Source organism: uncultured Phyllobacterium sp. (genome assembly GCF_902479695.1).
In the GTDB taxonomy this organism is placed as follows: domain Bacteria; phylum Pseudomonadota; class Alphaproteobacteria; order Rhizobiales; family Rhizobiaceae; genus Phyllobacterium; species Phyllobacterium calauticae.
The window spans coordinates 97401-115800 of sequence record NZ_CABSQF010000003.1 but is presented as its reverse complement, the minus strand read 5'-3'; the positions used below and the strand labels follow the sequence as shown (position 1 = coordinate 115800).

The 18400-nt window shown below is 58.2% G+C and carries 21 protein-coding genes and 1 other RNA gene; 12 read left to right on the top strand and 10 right to left on the bottom strand.

Features of this window, described 5'->3' with window-relative positions; genetic code table 11:
- Window positions 1–639 carry a cytochrome c family protein gene (locus tag RDL77_RS02980; RefSeq protein WP_223611997.1) on the bottom strand — a complete coding sequence of 213 codons (639 nt, stop codon included), beginning with the start codon at window positions 637–639 and terminating at the stop codon, window positions 1–3.
- 165 nt (window positions 640–804) lie between these two features.
- Here RDL77_RS02980 and RDL77_RS02975 point away from each other — a divergent pair, with 165 nt between their 5' ends.
- Complete coding sequence (locus RDL77_RS02975) at window positions 805–1557, top strand: 3-deoxy-manno-octulosonate cytidylyltransferase (RefSeq protein WP_288191753.1); 753 nt, start codon at window positions 805–807, stop codon at window positions 1555–1557.
- A 2-nt stretch (window positions 1558–1559) separates the two neighbouring features.
- Window positions 1560–2423 (top strand): prephenate dehydratase, encoded by an 864-nt coding sequence (locus RDL77_RS02970; protein WP_288191752.1) that lies wholly within the window; start codon window positions 1560–1562, stop codon window positions 2421–2423.
- A gap of 9 nt (window positions 2424–2432) precedes the next feature.
- On the opposite strand, the gene RDL77_RS02965 is transcribed toward RDL77_RS02970, so the two are convergent.
- The 4 genes from RDL77_RS02965 to RDL77_RS02950 all read right to left on the bottom strand — a co-directional run bounded on the left by RDL77_RS02965 (window position 2433) and on the right by RDL77_RS02950 (window position 4538).
- Window positions 2433–2825: a type II toxin-antitoxin system VapC family toxin gene (locus tag RDL77_RS02965; RefSeq protein ID WP_288191751.1), complete on the bottom strand. Its 393-nt coding sequence runs from the start codon at window positions 2823–2825 to the stop codon at window positions 2433–2435.
- A complete protein-coding gene (locus RDL77_RS02960) occupies window positions 2822–3064 on the bottom strand; it encodes an antitoxin (RefSeq protein ID WP_288191750.1) in 243 nt (80 codons plus the stop codon). The genes RDL77_RS02965 and RDL77_RS02960 overlap by 4 nt, the downstream gene beginning before the upstream one ends.
- 73 nt (window positions 3065–3137) lie before the next feature.
- The gene (gene nudC / locus RDL77_RS02955) at window positions 3138–4082 is read right to left on the bottom strand and encodes an NAD(+) diphosphatase (protein ID WP_288191749.1); all 945 of its coding nucleotides are present in this window, start codon (window positions 4080–4082) and stop codon (window positions 3138–3140) included.
- A gap of 51 nt (window positions 4083–4133) precedes the next feature.
- Complete coding sequence (locus RDL77_RS02950) at window positions 4134–4538, bottom strand: HIT domain-containing protein (RefSeq protein WP_105736783.1); 405 nt, start codon at window positions 4536–4538, stop codon at window positions 4134–4136.
- A 69-nt stretch (window positions 4539–4607) separates the two neighbouring features.
- Here RDL77_RS02950 and ffs point away from each other — a divergent pair.
- The 5 genes from ffs (at window position 4608) to RDL77_RS02925 (ending at window position 9344) form a co-directional block, all read left to right on the top strand.
- An RNA gene (ffs, locus tag RDL77_RS02945) (signal recognition particle sRNA small type) lies at window positions 4608–4704 on the top strand.
- 125 nt (window positions 4705–4829) lie between these two features.
- A complete protein-coding gene (locus RDL77_RS02940) occupies window positions 4830–6692 on the top strand; it encodes a DNA polymerase III subunit gamma/tau (protein WP_288191748.1) in 1863 nt (620 codons plus the stop codon).
- Between the two features lie 18 nt (window positions 6693–6710).
- Window positions 6711–7034 (top strand): YbaB/EbfC family nucleoid-associated protein, encoded by a 324-nt coding sequence (locus tag RDL77_RS02935; protein WP_091878585.1) that lies wholly within the window; start codon window positions 6711–6713, stop codon window positions 7032–7034.
- 442 nt (window positions 7035–7476) lie between these two features.
- Window positions 7477–8082: a recombination mediator RecR gene (recR, locus tag RDL77_RS02930; protein WP_288191745.1), complete on the top strand. Its 606-nt coding sequence runs from the start codon at window positions 7477–7479 to the stop codon at window positions 8080–8082.
- Between the two features lie 26 nt (window positions 8083–8108).
- The gene (locus RDL77_RS02925; protein WP_288191823.1) at window positions 8109–9344 is read left to right on the top strand and encodes a lytic murein transglycosylase; all 1236 of its coding nucleotides are present in this window, start codon (window positions 8109–8111) and stop codon (window positions 9342–9344) included.
- Here the strand turns inward: RDL77_RS02925 and RDL77_RS02920 are convergent.
- Window positions 9328–10239: a LysR family transcriptional regulator gene (locus tag RDL77_RS02920; RefSeq protein WP_288191743.1), complete on the bottom strand. Its 912-nt coding sequence runs from the start codon at window positions 10237–10239 to the stop codon at window positions 9328–9330. The two genes, RDL77_RS02925 and RDL77_RS02920, sit on opposite strands and share 17 nt — an antisense overlap.
- Window positions 10240–10364: 125 nt before the next feature.
- On the opposite strand from RDL77_RS02920, the gene ilvD reads away from it, so the two are divergent.
- The 5 genes from ilvD to RDL77_RS02895 all read left to right on the top strand — a co-directional run bounded on the left by ilvD (window position 10365) and on the right by RDL77_RS02895 (window position 16243).
- Window positions 10365–12038: a dihydroxy-acid dehydratase gene (gene ilvD, locus RDL77_RS02915; RefSeq protein WP_288191742.1), complete on the top strand. Its 1674-nt coding sequence runs from the start codon at window positions 10365–10367 to the stop codon at window positions 12036–12038.
- Between the two features lie 117 nt (window positions 12039–12155).
- On the top strand, window positions 12156–13154 hold the full coding sequence (locus RDL77_RS02910) for a glutathione S-transferase family protein (RefSeq protein ID WP_288191741.1): 999 nt from the start codon (window positions 12156–12158) through the stop codon (window positions 13152–13154).
- Between the two features lie 241 nt (window positions 13155–13395).
- Window positions 13396–13947, top strand: a complete 552-nt coding sequence (locus RDL77_RS02905) for a MaoC family dehydratase (protein WP_288191740.1) — start codon at window positions 13396–13398, stop codon at window positions 13945–13947.
- A complete protein-coding gene (locus RDL77_RS02900; protein ID WP_288191739.1) occupies window positions 13947–15110 on the top strand; it encodes a CaiB/BaiF CoA-transferase family protein in 1164 nt (387 codons plus the stop codon). Before RDL77_RS02905 ends, RDL77_RS02900 begins: the two co-directional genes overlap by 1 nt.
- A 20-nt stretch (window positions 15111–15130) precedes the next feature.
- The gene (locus tag RDL77_RS02895) at window positions 15131–16243 is read left to right on the top strand and encodes an extracellular solute-binding protein (RefSeq protein WP_288191822.1); all 1113 of its coding nucleotides are present in this window, start codon (window positions 15131–15133) and stop codon (window positions 16241–16243) included.
- Window positions 16244–16245: 2 nt separating this feature from the next.
- Here the strand turns inward: RDL77_RS02895 and RDL77_RS02890 are convergent, their stop codons facing one another.
- The 4 genes from RDL77_RS02890 to RDL77_RS02875 all read right to left on the bottom strand — a co-directional run bounded on the left by RDL77_RS02890 (window position 16246) and on the right by RDL77_RS02875 (window position 18393).
- Window positions 16246–16434, bottom strand: a complete 189-nt coding sequence (locus tag RDL77_RS02890; RefSeq protein ID WP_223611977.1) for a hypothetical protein — start codon at window positions 16432–16434, stop codon at window positions 16246–16248.
- Window positions 16435–16525: 91 nt separating this feature from the next.
- Window positions 16526–16792 (bottom strand): hypothetical protein, encoded by a 267-nt coding sequence (locus RDL77_RS02885; protein ID WP_288191737.1) that lies wholly within the window; start codon window positions 16790–16792, stop codon window positions 16526–16528.
- A gap of 210 nt (window positions 16793–17002) precedes the next feature.
- Entirely contained in the window at window positions 17003–17929 is a 927-nt protein-coding gene (locus RDL77_RS02880; protein WP_223611974.1) for a transglutaminase family protein, read from the bottom strand.
- On the bottom strand, window positions 17923–18393 hold the full coding sequence (locus RDL77_RS02875; protein ID WP_288191736.1) for a hypothetical protein: 471 nt from the start codon (window positions 18391–18393) through the stop codon (window positions 17923–17925). Before RDL77_RS02875 ends, RDL77_RS02880 begins: the two co-directional genes overlap by 7 nt.
- Between the last annotated feature and the right edge of the window lie 7 nt (window positions 18394–18400).

The following is an 18400-nucleotide window of genomic DNA, read 5'->3' as shown; positions in this document are numbered from 1 at the left end:
TTATTTTGTCGGTGCCGGCGCAGCGCCATCTGCAGGCTTTGCTGCATCGGCTGGCTTTTCACCGCCGGCTGGCGCGGCATCGGCAGCAGGCAGCGGCTTTGGACTGTCGGAGAGCGTGCGCAGGTAAGCGATCAGGTCTGCGCGTTCATTGTCCTTCTTGTCACCGGCAAAGCCCATGGCAGTGCCCTTGATATAGCCCTTGGGCGAGGTCAGGAAGTGATTGAGATGGTCGAATGTCCAGAGTTCCTTGCCGCCCTTGGAGAAATCCTTGATGGCGCCGGAATAGCTGAAGCCTTCATGCGTGGCCATGGGACGGTCGACAATGTCCCAGAGGTTCGGGCCGACCTTGTTCGCGCCGCCCTTTTCGCCGGTATGGCAAGCCTGGCAGCGCTTGAAAATCGCTTCACCGCGCGTTGCGTCCGCCGATGCGAGCAGGGTTGCGATCGGCACGGCCGCAGCTGCTGCGGCTGGCGCGCCGGCTTCACCTTCACCGCCGGCTTCGGCGGCCTGGATGATAAAGCCGGGTTTTTCGGGCGCACGGGAATCAAATAAGAAATCCGAAAGGATGCCCGCTGTCATGACAACGAAAACTGTTGCCAGGAACGCCATGGCATATTTGTTGAATGCGCTCGAATCCATTGTCGATCATTGCTCCTCTTGCGGAGGTTCTCATTATCTGGTCAATGCAGACCGCTGCACAACTTGACGAGAGTCCCCTCGTGATCGCGCGGAAACTAGGTCTTTTGCTCAAGACTTGCAACACATATAAGGGCAGTTCTGCCTGAGACTTTTTGACACCGTAGGGTGCTTATGACGATGAAAATATTGACCCTGATTCCCGCCCGCATGGCCTCCACACGCTTGCCCGGCAAGCCATTGGCCGATATTGCCGGCAAGCCGATGATCGTGCATGTGGCTGAACGTGCCCTGGCGGCCGGCCTTGGCCGTGCCGTTGTTGCCACGGATAGCGCCGAGGTGAAGGTGGCGGTCGAAGCCCACGGGCTTGAAGTGGTCATGACACGCAGCGACCATGAATCGGGTTCGGACCGCATCTATGAAGCCTTGCTGGCACTTGATCCGGAAGGCACTGTTGATGCCATCGTCAATGTCCAGGGCGACCTGCCGACCATTGATCCGGAATTGGTGAAACGCGCGCTCCTGCCGCTGCGTGAAGGTCCCGCCGATATCGCCACATTGTGTGTTGAGATCACCAGGGAAGATGAAAAGACCAATCCGAATGTGGTGAAGATCGTCGGGTCAGATATCGGCACCGGGAAAATGCGGGCGCTCTACTTTACGCGTGCGACGGCTCCCTACGGCAACGGCCCGCTCTACCACCACATCGGTCTATATGCCTATCGCCGTGCAGCTCTGCAGCGATTCGTCAGCCTTGGCCCGTCGCCGCTCGAACAGCGCGAACGGCTGGAACAGCTGCGCGCGCTGGAAGCCGGCATGCGCATCGATGTCGAGATCGTTGATTCGGTGCCACTGGGTGTGGATACCCAGGAAGATCTTGAGCGGGCACGTGACATTCTTACTTCAATAAAGGGCAATTGATTATGGCCAAGACCAACCGCATCTCCTTTCAGGGCGAACCGGGTGCCAATTCCGACACCGCATGCCGCAACATGTTTCCGCACATGGAGCCGTTGCCATGCCCGACCTTTGAGGATGCGTTCAATGCGGTTGAAAGTGGTGCGGCTGATCTGGCGATGATCCCGATCGAGAACACGATCGCCGGACGTGTCGCGGACATCCACCACCTCTTGCCGGAATCGCGCCTGCATATTGTCGGCGAATACTTTCTGCCGATCCATTTTCAGCTGATGGTTCTTCCGGGCACCAAACGCAGCGAAATCGTCACGGTTCACAGCCATATCCACGCGCTGGGCCAGTGCCGCAAATACATCCGCAAGAACGGCTGGAAGCCGGTCATTGCCGGGGATACGGCAGGTGCGGCGCGGCTGGTCTCCGACGTCAAGGATAAGACGATGGCCGCGCTCGCACCACGGCTCGCCTCCAGCCTTTATGGTCTCGATATCCTGGAAGAGGATGTCGAGGACACGGAAAACAATGTCACGCGCTTCGTCGTCCTGAACAAGACGAAAAAGTGGGCGCCGCGCACATCCGACGAGCTGATGATGACGACCTTCGTCTTTCGCGTGCGCAACGTTCCGGCGGCGCTCTACAAGGCGATGGGCGGCTTTGCCACCAATGGCGTCAACATGACCAAGCTGGAAAGCTATCAAATTGACGGCAAGTTCACTGCCACGCAGTTTTACGCCGATATTGAAGGGCATCCGGACGACAAGAACGTTGCCCATGCCCTGGAAGAACTGGAATTCTTCTCCAAGGAGGTGCGGGTTCTCGGGGTCTATCCGGCGGATACCACGTTTCGCAGCAGCCAGGGTGAGGAAGAGTAGATTGACGGTCTAATCCTCCCAGTTTTCAACGCCGAGTCCCTCGACCCTCTGAAATTCACGGACATTGCGTGTGATGAGGGTCAGAGACCGTGCAAGGGCCTGCCCTGCGACCAAAACATCGTAAGGGCCGATGGGACTGCCCGCGCGCGCAAGCTTTGCGCGCAACTCGCCCGCATGTCTGGCGTCGTCCAGATCAAACTCAAGTGCCGGGAATTGCAAGCTTTCAACAAGGCCGACATTCTGAACGGCGCGCTGTGATTTGTAGGCTCCGTAAAATAGTTCATGGGCAACAATGGCCGAGATTGCAAAATCCTGCGGCTGATGTCGACGCAGTCGGCTGTGCAGCCGTTCATTGCCTTTCAGCAACGCAATGATGGCGTTGGTATCAAGCAAGAATTTCATTTGAAATAGTCGAGATCAGGTCTTTCCTGCGGTACTGGCTTCTCGCTCGCAGCTTTTACAAGGTCGTCGTCTAACGGGCCTGTAAGGGCATCCAGCCAAGTCCAATTTTCCGGCACCGGCTCAAGAATCACGGATTGCCCGTGACGCCGTATGCGAACCTCTGTGGCGTCAAATCGGAACTCCTTTGGAAGGCGTACGGCCTGCGAGCGTCCGGACCAGAAGATTTTGGCTTTTTCCATGTCGCACCTCTTTTGAGATATGACAATGATATATACCAATTGGGCGATATTTTCAATTCAACCTTGGTAGGGCTCAAACCCCGCTCTCAACCCAGCTGCGGATCAGATGGGCGGCGATGGCGCCGGGTGGCGGCGTCATCAATCCTTCCGGGTGTGTCCGGTCGAGCATCAGGGCGACTTCATCGCGTGTGAACCAGCGGCCCGCCTCCAGCTCAGCCTTGTCGAGCGTGTAGTCGTCGGACAAAGCCTCCGCATGGCAGCCGATCATCAGCGAATAGGGAAACGGCCAGGGTTGCGATGCGTGATAGACTACCCGGCCGATAGGCAGGTTGGTTTCTTCCAGCGTCTCGCGCCGCACGGCATTTTCGATGGTTTCCCCTGGTTCAATGAACCCGGCAAGGCAGGAATACATGCCCGGTCCGAAATGGGGCCCACGGGCCAGAAGACATTTGTCGCCGCGCACCACCATCATGATGGCAACCGGATCGGTGCGCGGGAAATGCTGGGCGTCGCAATTCGGGCAAGTGCGCCGGTACCCGCCATCGTGCATCACCGTTTCCGTGCCGCAGCGTCCGCAGAAGCGGTGATTCTCATGCCACGTCAGCAGCGAAACGGCTTGCGCCATGGCGCCCAGCTGATCTTCGGGTATGAGGCCTTGCGTGTAGACAGGGCGGTATTCAACGGCCTTGATTGTCTCGGGAAGGGTTGCCAGATCGATACCGCTCACAGCAGCGAGAACCGGCATGTCCTCCTGCATTCCCAAATAGATTGTCCTGTTTGGATTGGGCAGCAGCGCGGCGGCTTCTTCAAGGTCGAAAAAGGCATTGCCTATGTCATTGCCCTGCGACAACAATATCTGGCCTTGCCCGATCAGCAGCATGCGCGCCTTTGCATCTGCAAGCGCGACCGTCACCACATCATCGCTGCGGTTTTCAGCGTGGCGGTTTATCCTGTTGCCGGCAAAGCCGACGAAGCGGCTCGCTTCCGCTTCCGGTACATCATAAAGGCGAAATGACATAAGTGGGGCTCCAGAAGACCGGTCCGGAATGGGACTGTGTGATGATGCTGATTAGATAGCGTTGAGAATGGCGTTCGCAAAGTCCCGTGCGTCTTTTTCGCCGTAGGGTTCGCGCGTGCCATAGCCCCAGACGGGACCGGGCCATGCCGGATCTCCGGTGTTGCGAGCAATGATATGCAGGTGCAACTGCCGGACGATATTGCCGAGAGCACCGGTGTTGATCTTTTCGCAATTGACGACAGCCTTGAGCGCCTGTGCGGCAATGCCCGATTCAAAGACAAGCATTGTCTGGTCGAGGGGGGTAAGGTCGTGAATCTCGCTGATATCAGCCCTTTGCGGCACGAGAATGAGCCAAGGCCAGCGCCGGTCATTCATCAGGCGCAGATCGCAAAGGCCCAGCCTTGCAATGGGAATCGTATCAGCTGCAAGTTTGCTATCGAGTATGAACGTCATGATTTGCAACAATTAGCAGTTTTTTTGTCGTCCCGCTTGCTTTTTGCGCAAAGATTGCCGATATGAGCCTCGGGAGGTTGGTGGTGGACGAGCCACTCGCCAACCGGGTCAGGTCCGGAAGGAAGCAGCCCCAACGAGCCAGGCACGGGTCGCCGTGCCAGCCTCCCACCTTTATCCTCTTTAAAGCCGTGATCCGGCATTGACGCTGCGGTGTGCAGCGGTACAAACTTGCCTGGTGGAACGAATTTGACATCACGCGAGACATGCGAATGTCAGAATCGGACAATTAGCGCCATGAAGAGTAATGCAGGAGCGGAATCAACCGGGATGGACACCAAAACGGCAGATAGCGCCTATCGCGTGCTTGCCCGCAAATATCGCCCGCAGAATTTCGACGATCTGGTCGGTCAGGAGCCGATGGTTCGGACCCTGACCAATGCGTTCGAGACCGGCCGCATTGCGCAGGCGTGGATGCTGACCGGTGTGCGCGGTGTTGGCAAGACCACCACTGCCCGCATTCTGGCCCGCGCCCTCAATTATAAAACAGCTGAAATCGACAAGCCAACGATCGACCTGTCTGTTCCCGGTGAACATTGTCAGGCGATCATGGAAGGCCGCCATGTCGATGTCATCGAGATGGATGCCGCCTCGCATACGGGTATCGATGACATCCGTGAAATCATCGAGCAGGTTCGCTACCGCCCGGTTTCGGCCCGGTACAAAGTCTACATCATCGACGAAGTGCACATGCTGTCCAATCAGGCCTTCAACGGCCTGTTGAAAACATTGGAAGAGCCGCCGCCCCACGTCAAATTCATCTTCGCTACCACCGAAATCCGTAAAGTTCCGATCACTGTGCTGTCGCGCTGCCAGCGCTTTGACCTGCGCCGTATCGACGCGAACATGCTGACGGCGTTGCTGAAGAAGATCGCCGACAAGGAGAGCATCACGGTTGATGCCGCATCCCTGGCGATGATCGCCCGTGCGGGCGAGGGTTCGGCGCGCGATTCCCTGTCGATCTTCGATCAGGCAATCGCCCATGGTGCGGGCAATGTCGACGCCGAGACCGTCCGCTCCATGCTGGGGCTGGCGGATCGCGCCCGGATCATCGATCTTTTCGAGATGCTGATGCGCGGTGATGTGGCTTCCGCCCTGCGCGAGTTTCGTGCCCAGTATGATGTCGGCGCGGACCCCAGTGTTGTTCTTTCCGATCTTGCCGACTTCAACCATCTGGTGACGCGTATTCGCTTCACCCCGGATGTCGCGGACGATATCTCCCTGTCCGAGGATGAACGCCTGCGCGGCCGGGATTATGCCGAAAAGCTTTCCATCCGGGTCCTCTCCCGGACATGGCAGATGCTGCTGAAAGGCATTGCCGAGGTGGATGCATCCAATCGCCCGGTCCAGGCTGCAGAAATGCTGTTGATCCGGCTGGCGCATGCAGCCGATTTGCCGACGCTGGATGAAGCCCTGAAATCGCTGGAAAATGGGGCGTCTTCCTCCCTGCAGCCTCCGCGAAGCGATGGCCCGCGTCCCGGCAATGGCGGCGGCGAGACGATGAACCGCGCTGCGCCGGCGGACGCTGTTGCACCGCTGCGCAGTTCCGTGACCTCCAGCGGTGGTGCCACCATGCGGCTGGTTGAACAATCGGCACAGCCTGCACCTGTTGTGCCGGTGCAACCGGCTGCGGAAGAACTGGCGCCGGCTGTTCCCGTCACCAGCATCGCTGATATCGTGGCGCTCGCCGACAAGCAGCGCAACATGCAGTTCAAGATACTGGTCAAGAACTGCGTGCGGCTTGTCAGCATCAAGCCGGGACGGCTCGAGATCAATCTGACCGACGACGCGCCAAAAACGCTTTTGACAGACCTGTCGCAGAAACTCAGCGAATGGACCGGTACGCGCTGGATGGTATCGCTGTCGCGGGAACAGGGTGGCCGAACCATCAATGAAACCGAGACGGCCCGGCGCGATTCCATGCTCAGCGATGCGCGCGCCGATCCGGATGTCGCGGCGATCCTGTCGCGGTTCCCCGGTGCCAAGATTATCAATGTACGGATCGCAACACCCGCCGGGCAGGCAGGTGGCGACCCCGACGGCATGGACGGGATCGGCTCCGGCGACGATACGCTGGCCCCCGTCGAAGAAGATGATTGATCAAAAGGAGTTTTTCCCATGCGTGACATTATGGGCATGATGAAACAGGCCAAGGAAATGCAGGGCAAGATGGCTGCCATGCAGGAAGAAATCGCGGCACTGGAGGCGGAGGGCCATTCCGGCGGCGGTCTCGTCACGGTCAAGCTGTCCGGCAAGGGGGCGCTGACCTCGCTCAAGATTGATCCATCGCTCTTCAAGGAAGATGATGTCGAGATTCTCGAAGATCTGATCATCGCTGCCCATAACGAGGCAAAAGCCAAGGTTGAAGCCATCATGGCGGAAAAGACTCAGGCACTGACAGCGGGTCTGCCGATCCCTCCGGGCTTCAAACTGCCGTTCTGATCACGTTCTGCACAATCACAAGTTTATTGGAAATAGCACTGCGATAGTTTATGTTGCTCTTGGAGTGGATGATGAGCTTTCGCCCATCACCCGTTTCCTTATTTAAATTGAACCCGGACGGTCCATGACCAGCTCGTCCGGGTTTTTCTTAAAACAAGTGTGATGCTAAACGGAAAGATCCGCATAGTTCACCTCCAAGGTCGAAGGCAAGGCTGTTGCCACAGTCGGGTAGCCCATTCTCCCGATGCACCGGCTGACACGGTGTTGCTGCCTCTGCCCTCAAACTGTGATCACGCTTTTCAGCGCCCGTTCGATCATTGCTTGGTTGGTGAGTGGCAACAACGAATGCAGAGTTGTAAAATAACGGTCTCTTTTTCGCTTGGGTTGAGTTCGCGGTGCGTCTCCGATTCCCTATGGGCAAAATTTGCTTTAAACCGGCGATATGTCGAAACGAATCGCCGGTCCCGAAATTGAACGCCTGATCCAGCTTCTGGCCAAAATGCCGGGGCTCGGGCCGCGTTCCGCCCGCCGCGCCGCGCTGCATCTCATCAAGAAGAAGGAAGCGCTGCTGATCCCGTTGGGTTCTGCCATGCAGGACGCAGCGGACAAGGTGCGTATCTGCTCCACATGCGGCAATGTCGATACATCTGATCCGTGCATGATCTGTACCGATCCGCGTCGCGAACGGGCGACGCTGATTGTGGTCGAGGATGTTGCCGACCTTTGGGCGCTGGAGCGGGCCGGTTCAATGAATGTCCGCTATCATGTGCTTGGCGGACGGCTGTCGCCGCTGGATGGTGTTGGTCCAGACGATCTCAACATCGGCAGCCTTGTCAGCCGCGTGGCGGAAGGCGAGATCAAGGAGGTCATTCTCGCCGTCAATGCGACGGTCGAGGGGCAGACGACGGCTCATTACATCACTGATCAGCTTGCGGATTTTGACGTGCGTATCACGCGGCTGGCGCATGGCGTTCCGGTCGGCGGGGAACTCGACTATCTGGACGAGGGCACGTTGGCCGCTGCCCTGCGCGCGCGGACCTCTTTATAGGGAGAAGGCTTTTGATCAGACGTCCGATGCGACTGGCTCTTGCGGCGCTGTTTGCGATCTTTCTCCATGCAACAGCCGGGTTGGCCGCTTCAAAACCGGAAGTTGAAGCACAGTTCCGAGCATGGCTTGTCAACGATCTTTGGCCTGAAGCCAAGACGCAGGGTATTTCCAAAGCGGTTTTTGATCAGGCGTTTTCGGGCGTCACGCTCAATTTCGATTTGCCTGACCTGGTCATGCCGGGCGAAAAACCGCAGACGCCCAAGGAGCAGCGGCAATCCGAGTTCGGCTCTCCCGGCAAGTATTTCAACGACAAGACAGTCAACGCGGTGACATCGGGTGGCGTAGCGCGGTCTGGCCAGTATGCCAAAATCCTCAAAGCGGTTGAAAGCAAATATGGCGTTCCGGGGCCGATCGTTCTTGCCATCTGGGGGCGCGAAAGCGGTTATGGCAGCGTGAAAATCCCTTACAACGCCTTTGCCGTCCTCGGCACAAAAGCCTTTATGGCAACGCGCAAGGACATGTTCCGCAAGGAGCTTTTGGCTGCGCTCCAGATCGTGGAAAAGGGCTATATCGGCGTTGCAAGCATGAAAAGCTCGTGGGCAGGTGCACTGGGCCAGCCGCAATTCATGCCGACATCCTATCTCGAACATGCAGTGGATTTTGACGGCGACGGCAAGCGGGACATCTGGAATTCCGTTCCCGATACGCTCGGTTCCATCGGTCATTATCTCGCGCAGTATGGATGGCAGCGCGGCCGCGACTGGGGCTATGAAGTCAGCGTTCCGCAGACTGTCAGCTGCTCCCTGGAGGGCCCGGATCAGGGCAAGCCTTTCGCCGCATGGGCCAAGCTTGGCATCACCCGGGTCAACGGCAAGCCGTTTCCGGCCAGCGAAACCAATCGCGAGGGCTTCCTGTTGATGCCTGCCGGGCGTCACGGCCCGGCCTTTGTGGTCACCAAGAATTTCTACGTGATCAAGGAATACAATATGAGCGATCTCTATGCGCTCTTCATCGGGCATGTGGGTGACCGCATCGCCAATGGTGCGAAGGGTTTTTCCGCCGGCTGGGGTGATGTCGGCGGGCTCTATCGCTCGGACATTGCCGGTTTGCAGAAGGCGCTGGAAAAAAAGGGTTATGACGCCGGGGGAGCCGACGGCTTTCCGGGCTTCAAGACACGGCGTTCCATCGGTGATTGGCAAACGAAACAGGGCCTGCCTGCCACCTGTTTTCCCGACAAGGATCTCGTCAAGGCGATCCGTTGAACGCCGAGGCAATATCAATCAGATGTCTGAGCGCCGGCGACGGATCGTCTCGGCGCCAGACAAGCCCGGTCTCGATCCGTGGCGGCGTGCCTGACAGTTTCAGGTAGCGAACGCCGGCACGGCCAAGATTCCGCAGCGATTCCGGCACCAGCGCGATTCCCATCCCCGCTGAGACCAGGCTGATGATTGTCTGCATCTGGATAGCTTCCTGCCCGATGCATGGGACGGCACCATTGCCGGCATAATAGCCGGTGATCAGATCGTGAAAGGCCGGTGCGCTGCGGCGGGGAAAGATAATCAGTGGCTCCGACAGAGCGCCTTTGATGTCGAGCGCTCCGTTGGAGAGAGCCAACCTGCCGGATGCCACCCATTCCTCCGGGACCGCAGCGACAAGTTCCTCCTGAAGCAATGACAGATAGGTGAGAGAAGCGTGAAGGCTGGTCTGCGACGGCGGGATGATCAAGCCGGCGTGAATGTCTCCGTTCAGAAGCGCTTCGATCTGCACGTCACTCGTTGCCTCCTGCAGGGCGATCTGCACGCCGGGATAATCCGTCTTGTAACGGCCGAGCAGTGCCGGCAGCAGGCTGTAATCGGCTGTGCTGACGAAAGCGAGTTTCAAACTGCCCATGGTGCCGTGCGCGAGCTGCCGGGCAACGCCGGGGAGCGCGCCTGCTGCGTCCAGAACCTTGCGCACATGGTCCAGCCATTGGGCGCCCGCAGGCGTCAGCGCGACGCTGCGCTTGGTGCGCGTGAACAGTTCGACGCCGATCTCCTCTTCGAGCGCGAGTATGGTTTGGCTGAGCGGCGGTTGGGTCATGTTGAGCCGCGCCGCAGCTCTCCCGAAATGCAGTTCCTCGGCAACAGTGGTAAAGTAGCGCAGCTGACGCAGATCCATGCCGCATTTCTAATATAAAATACGACCTAATCAAGTGTGAATTATATATTTCACACGTGTTTGGAAGCGCTCTAAACAATAGGCAATCCGGTCTTGGACCAAAATATCCTAGTGGAGAAACAGTCATGGCAGTCAATGAACGCTCGAAACACATCACGCAGGGAATAGCGCGCTCGCCCAACCGGGCCATGTATTATGCGCTCGGGTATGAGAAGGCGGATTTTGACAAGCCGATGATCGGCATTGCCAATGGCCATTCCACAATCACGCCTTGCAATGCCGGTTTGCAGCCGCTCGCCGATGCGGCGGTTGCTGCGGTCAAGGCTGCGGGCGGCAATCCGCAAATCTTCGGCACGCCGACCATCTCCGATGGAATGGCGATGGGCACGGAAGGCATGAAATACTCGCTGATCTCGCGCGAGGTGATCGCCGATTGCATCGAAACCTGCGTGAACGGTCAATGGATGGACGGCGTTCTGGTGCTGGGTGGCTGCGACAAGAACATGCCCGGCGGCATGATGGCCATTGCCCGAACCAATGTTCCGGCGATCTATGTCTACGGCGGCACGATCAAGCCGGGTAAATGGAAGGGCAAGGATCTTTCCATCGTTTCCTCCTTCGAAGCCGTGGGTTCCTTCATGGCGGGCAAGATGAGCCAGGAAGATTTTGAAGGCATCGAGCGGCATGCCTGCCCCTCCACCGGTTCCTGCGGCGGCATGTACACCGCCAACACCATGAGCTCTTCGTTCGAGGCACTGGGCATGTCATTGATGTCCTCGTCGACCATGGCCAATCCGGATGCCGAAAAGGCGGACAGCACCGCCGAATCAGCACGCGTTCTGGTCGAAGCGGTGCGCCGGGGTATCCGGCCGCGGGATATCATCACCCGCAATTCCATCGAAAATGCCGTATCGCTGATCATGGCCACCGGCGGATCGACCAATGCTGTGCTGCATTTTCTGGCCATCGCCCACGCGGCGGAAGTCGAATGGACGCTGGACGATTTCGAGCGCGTGCGCCGCAAGGTTCCGGTGATCTGCAACCTTCGGCCATCAGGCCAATACATGGCCGTGGACCTGCACCAGGTCGGCGGCATCCCGCAGGTCCTGAAAATCCTGCTCAATGCCGGGTTGCTGCATGGTGACTGCCTGACGATCACTGGCCGGACCATTGCCGAGGAACTGGCTCAGGTTCCCGACGCTCCGCCTGCCGATCAGAACATCATCAGACCCATCGACAAGGCCCTCTACAAGGAGGGACATTTGGCTATCCTCAGGGGAAATCTGGCGACAGGTGGTGCTGTTGCAAAAATCACCGGCCTCAAAAACCCGGTTATCCAGGGGCCCGCACGGGTGTTCGATGACGAGCAATCGGCGATGGACGCCATCCTCTCAGACAAGATCAGGCCGGGCGATGTGCTGGTCCTGCGTTACCTCGGTCCCAAGGGCGGACCCGGCATGCCGGAAATGCTGGCGCCGACATCGGCAATCATCGGACGCGGTCTGGGTGAAAGCGTCGGGCTCATCACCGACGGACGGTTCTCCGGGGGAACCTGGGGCATGGTGGTCGGCCACGTTACGCCGGAAGCGTTCGAGGGCGGCGCAATTGCCCTCGTCAGGGAAGGCGACACGATTACCATCGATGCCCACAAGCAGCTGCTGCAGCTGGAGGTCAGCGATGCTGAACTCGAAGAGCGGCGCAAGCTATGGCGGCAACCAGCACCACGCTATACGCGCGGGGTGCTGGCCAAATTTGCCAAGTTGGCCAAATCCGCCAGTGAAGGCGCCGTCACGGATTAAGGGCCGGACTCTCCTATTGTCGCGAAGGCAAAAACAGTCTGTCAAAGCATGGGTGGTATGAATGCCACCCATGAAATGCGATCCTGACATGCAATTGAATAGTCAGGAAATCCGCACATGCCAGCCTTGGTGAATGGACAATGGATCAAGGGCGACGTCGCCGCCAGTGAAATGAAAGATGGAGCCTTCCACCGCGAGCCGACCCGGTTTCGCAACTGGATTACGCCAGATGGCGTGCTCGACAAGGAGGGAACGCCAACCTTCAAGGCTGAGGCCGGGCGCTATCAGCTCTTCGTTTCATATCTGTGTCCCTGGGCTTCGCGGACGCTGATCTTCCGTCATCTCAAGGGGCTGGAAAACATCATCAGCGTTGCGGTTGCCGAGCCCGCGCTCGGTGAAAACGGCTGGACATTCACCAATCTCGTCGATGCCGGGCAAAAAGCGCCGCCGATCCATTATCTGCACCAGCTCTACACCGCCAGCCTTGCGACCTATACCGGCAAGGTTTCGGTGCCGGTGCTGTGGGACCGCCGTGAGGGGCAGATCGTCAACAACGAGTCTGCCGATATTATCCGCATTCTGAACAGCGCTTTTGACGGACTGACCGGCGATAAAAGGGATTTCTATCCAGAAAGCCTGCGGCTGGAGATCGAGCGGTGGAACGGCCTCGTCTATAACAACATCAACAACGGCGTCTACCGCGCCGGCTTTGCAAAGTCACAGGCAAGCTATGACGAAGCCGTGCGTGATGTCTTTGCGGCGCTTGATCGCGTGGAAGCCCATCTGGCCGATCATCGCTATCTGGCGGGGCAGTACCTGACCGAGGCCGACTGGCGGCTATTTGTGACGCTCGTCCGGTTTGACGCTGCCTATAATGGCGTCTTCAAATGCAACATCCGGCGGCTCGAGGACTATCATCATCTCTCGCATTATCTGCGAGAGCTCCATCAGTTTGAAAACGTGCGCGAGACGGTGAAAATCGATCATATCAAGGCGGGGTATTATTCCATCGCCTCTGTGAATCCGACGGGTATTGTGCCTGCCGGTCCATTGATTGATTTCGACCGGCCGCATGATCGCGAGCGCCTGATGGGTAAGGGTATTGTCATGCGCTAATGCATTGAAGGACAAGATTTAGAACAAAGAAGCCCGATGGCCGGATGAAAATGTCCGGCCATCGGGCTTTTTGCATTGGAGCACAATTTTTCCCTGTTTTTTGGCTTGTCAGGAATACCCATATGTGAAAATAATATTTACAAAAGAAGATGGAGGAGGCGAGGACAATGAAACACCCGTTCGATTTCAGGTGTCTGGAACAACGCGGAACTGTGCACGAAGATCAGGGCGGGGTGCAGCTGTGACCGGGTTTTCACCGACTGTCGGTGTCTCCTCGACGCATCCGAAGAACATGCCGGCCGATCATGCGGCTTTGCCGGTCTGGAATGCTGAAAACTGGTTTTACGAGGATTGGCCTGTCGGACAGAAAATCCGTTCGCTGCGGCGGACGATTTCGGAAAGTGACAGCCACCTCTTCAACACGCTGGTCACCGACATCCATCCCTATGTGCAGGATCAGATGTTTGCGGAAAGCGAAGGCATTTTCGGCAGGCGGCTCGTCGCCGGTGCCTTTGTCTTTTCCGCCGGGCTTGGCCTTGTTGCGACCAACTGCGTCAACGCCTTTTCCTATGGTTATGACAAGCTGCGTTTCATCAAACCGGTGTTCCTGAACGATACGGTTTATACGATCAGGACCAATCTCGACAAGCGCCCGCGCTACAAGGATTTGGGGCTGATCCGCGCCAGCTATGAAGTGTTCAAGAACGAAGGCGAGCTCGTCCTCTACTGCGAGCATCTGCAAACGGTGAAATACCAGAATCCCGCCGATTTTATTGGAAAGACCGAGAAGTGATGACCACGGACAATGCTGATCTGCCGCTTGCCGGCCTGCTCGTCGTTGATATGAGCCAATTCCTGTCGGGCCCCTATGCCTCGCTGCGCCTGATGGATCTTGGCGCGCGGGTCATCAAGATCGAACGCCCCGACGGCGGCGATCTCTCACGCCGGCTTTATCTGAGCGATACCGAAATCGGCGGTGACTCGACGATTTTTCATGCGATCAACCGTGCCAAGGAAAGTCTTGCGATCGACCTGAAAAGCGAGGGCGACCTTGCTTCCCTGCGAAAACTGCTCGGCAAGGCCGATGTCCTCATCCAGAATTTCCGCCCCGGCGTCATCAAGCGACTGGGACTGGACTACGACGCGGTGAAAGCCATCAATTCGCGGCTGGTCTATGCCAGCATCAGCGGCTACGGCGAGGAGGGCCCTTGGGTGAGCCGTCCGGGACAGGATCTGCTGGCGCAATCGCGCTCCGGCCTGATGTGGCTGAATGGCGATGAAAGCCAGGGCCCCGTGCCGTTCGGGCTTGCGGTCGCCGACATGCTGGCGGGTGCCGCCACGGTTCAGGGGGTTCTTGCCGCCTTGGTGCGGCGCGGGATCAGCGGAACCGGCAGCCATATCGAAACAAGCCTGCTGGAATCGCTGATCGATTTCCAGTTTGAAGTGCTGACCACCCATTTGAATGACGGCCGCCGGCTGCCCAAGCGCTCCGACTTCCGCAGTGCGCATGCCTATCTCTCCGCCCCATACGGCGTTTACCCGACCAAGGACAATTATCTGGCCCTTGCCATGACGCCGTTGCCCAAGCTTGCTGACCTTCTTGGTCTGGATGAACTGGCACCCTATCGCGATACGCCCGCCAGCTGGTTTACCGCCCGGGATGAGATCAAACGCATCATCGCTCAAAAACTCGCCACGCAGGAGACCGAGCATTGGCTTTCGATCCTCGAACCTGCCGATATCTGGTGCGCGAAAGTGCTGAACTGGGAAGAACTGATGGCAAGCGAAGGCTTCAAGGTTCTCGATATGCTGCAAAGGGTGGAACGGGCGGACAACGTTTCCATTCTCACGACGCGATCGCCCATCCGGGTTAACGGCAAGCGGGCAAAATCCGACCGCGCCGCGCCGCGCATTGGCGAACACAGCGAGGCGATCCGCAAGGAGTTCGGTCTGTGAGCGATATCACGTTGAAAGGCATGACGTGGAGCCATCCGCGCGGCTTTGACCCCATGGTTGCCTGCTCCAGGCTCTGGCAGGAAAAGACAGGCGTCACAGTGGAATGGGCCAAGCGCTCGCTGCAGGATTTTGAGTCCTTTCCAGTCGAGGAACTGGCGCGAACCTATGATCTGATCGTCATCGACCATCCGCATGTCGGGCAGATTACGGCAGAGAACTGCCTCGCCCCGCTGGATGTTGCCGGTCGGGAGGTGGAGCGCCGCACGCTGCTCGAGGGCAGCGTCGGGCAATCCTATCCGAGCTACCACTGGCAGGGACATCAATGGGCATTTCCGATCGATACGGCAACGCAGGTCTGTGCCTGGCGCCCCGATCTCCTGGAGCGGTCACCCGGCAGCTGGGACGAAATGCTGGTTCTCGCCCGCGCAGGCAGGGTTCTTCTTCCGCTCCGGCCGCCCCATTCGCTGATGACCTTTTACACCCTGAGCGGAAACATGGGGACGCCCTGCGCCACGACAACCGGAGAGCTGATCGAACGGCAGCATGGGGTTCGTGTGCTGGAAATGATGCGCGAGATCAGTGCCCTCGTTGATCCCGCATGTTTCGAGATGGACCCGATTGCCGTGCTTGAACGGATGGCCGACGCCGGATCGGCGGTCGCCTGCGCACCGCTGATCTATGGCTACGTCAACTACGCCATTCCGGGATTTCGGCCGCATCTTGTGGCCTTTGCCGACATTCCAACCGCGGGCAACAGCGGGCCAATGGGTTCTGCCCTCGGCGGAACCGGGATTGCCGTTTCTGCTTTTTCCGAACACCGGCAAGCGGCTGTCGATTTTGCCTACTGGATTGCCAGCGGCGATGTCCAGCGTGGTCCTTATGCGCACACGGGCGGCCAGCCGGGGCACGCTGACGCGTGGGAAGACGAGGCGGTGAATACGGCGACGTCAGATTTCTACACCGCGACGCGCCGGACACTGGAAGCGGCGTGGGTGCGCCCGCGCCACAATGGCTACATGGCGTTTCAGCAATCGGCGTCGGATCGCCTCAACGCGGGTTTGCGCGGTCACCATAGGGCGGAAACCATTGTTGATGATCTCAACGATCAATTCCGCCGCAGTTTCGGCGCGTAGCGTCAGCCCTTGCCGGCGCGCATTTGTCCGGAGCGGCCATAGTCGCTCGGGCAAATACCGATACCGCGCTGGCATTCGGGCGGGTTTTTCCCCGTAATCTCGGTTTGCCGCGGCGTCCATGTCGCATAGGTTGAGCCACAGGCAGACAAAGCCAGGCCACATAGGAGTGTCGCGACAGTGATGAATTTCATTCTAAGACCTCGACCCAAACGATGAAGGTCACATCTGCCGCAAATGGAGCTGAATGTCAAAGCAGCAAGGGTGTGTGCCGGGTAGATTGCGTCAGGCGTATCGCTTTTCGGGCCGGGTGTCCGTTCCGCTGACGTCCGGATGGGCATTGACGGCCGTGATCACCGCAAGAGCGGCGAGTGAGTTTACGCTGCGATTGCCGCGGTTAAACGCGGTCATCACGGTCTCCGCGATAATCCTCGCTTCGTCATCAGTGCTTGACTGCACGAGAAGGGTGGCAGCAGCCCTGTTGTAGGCCGCCTGCATCAGGTCCCAATCATCCTGCGAATAGGCTGGCTCTGGAGGATTTGTGAAAGGCATGGGGAATAGTCCTTTCCTGAATCGAATGAAATCCCGCTTGGGAAAAAAGCTAGCCCTTCAAATGCGGCATGGCAATTCGAAACGATTTGTTGCGGCTGCGGAAGAGCTTACCGCAGTGCAAACAGACGAGCGGCATATCGGAATATGGCAGATGCCGTCACGGGTATTGAGCCGGCTTCCACAGGCTGCGGGACGCCGGTCCCGAGCCCGCTACATCGTATTTTCAGCGTCTGTTCTGGCTTGGATATGCCGCGAAAGCCGGGCCCATCTCTGGCTGAACCAGGGCGTGACAAGTGAAACCTTTTCAAAGTGTTGGCTGGAGAAGGACGGCTTGGTCTCTTCGAACGTCCAGACCTTGAAGTTCGTCAGCTGGTGCGGCCCGAATGTATAGATAAGAGGGATATCAGCGGCGTCCCGCCCACGGGCGACAACAATGCGGCCAATGCGGCGCTTGTTATGGCGCGCGTCGAATGTGTGCCACTTGCCGCCGAGATAAACCTCGAACCAGGCGTTGAAATCCATGGGGGCGGGATCGGCGGGAACGCCGATATCGCCCATGTATCCGTTGACGTAACGGGCCGGAATGTTCATGCAGCGGCAGAAGGCCACGGCCAGATGCGCAAAGTCGCGGCATACGCCGACCCGCTCTTCATGCGCTTGCGCGGCGGTCCGCGTGGCCCGGGCAAAACCATAGCTGAACGTCAGGCGCTGATTGACGTAATCACAGATCGCCTGAACACGTGTCCAGCCCGGCTCCACCTGACCGAAGAGGTTCCACGCCAGATTGCTGAGCTCGTCTGTTTCGCAGTAGCGGCTTGCCGACAGAAAGGCCAGACACTCGGTCGGCAACTTGTCGACAGTCAGCTCCCGGGCATCGCCGTCAACAGGGTCGGGTAAGCCATCATCCCGCAGCACCGCGTCGTATTTCAACGATAGATTTCCGGCAGGAGCCAGAAGGCGCAGGCAATTATTCCCGAAGAGATCGCGAAAATTCTCCAGCTTCACACCGGGTGTTACGACGGGGCCGCGTTCACAAACAATGTCGGAAAGCCGGTCCGACTCCAGATTCAAATAGGTCGTCATAGGTGTTGGTTCGTTGCATTGAATAGCAATTTCATATCCGACACGGATCAACATGGCGCATCCTTTTGGGGTTTTGAGGAAAACGCGACAATGACGGTTTGGGTTCCTGTCCGGCGAAATAAAATATCGCGCGAGGACATCCCTGCAGGGTCCTTCAGCTTTTGTTGACCATAGGCCGGTAAAATCTGAAACGAATGCGCGTGAAGCCCGTTATGCCCAGAGAGCGCCATCGCGGAAAACCGGTGGATACCCGTAAGACTGGCCGCTTTGAGGATTGGGTGCGCATTGGAAGGTGAATGCCAATCTTGCTCCAGAAATGGTTGGGAAGGGCTATGGCAGTAAAACACGGAACATCGCATCGACGGGTCGCCGCTGTCGTCCGCGCGCAGATCACGCGGCAGGAGTTCCGCAATGCGGTACAATCCTCCCGGCCGTCTCAGGCCGACCGGGAACTCCCTTCCCAGCTTGTCGAGTTGCTCAAACGCCTGGAGAAGGCCGAGAAACCCAAACGATAGCATTCCTGTG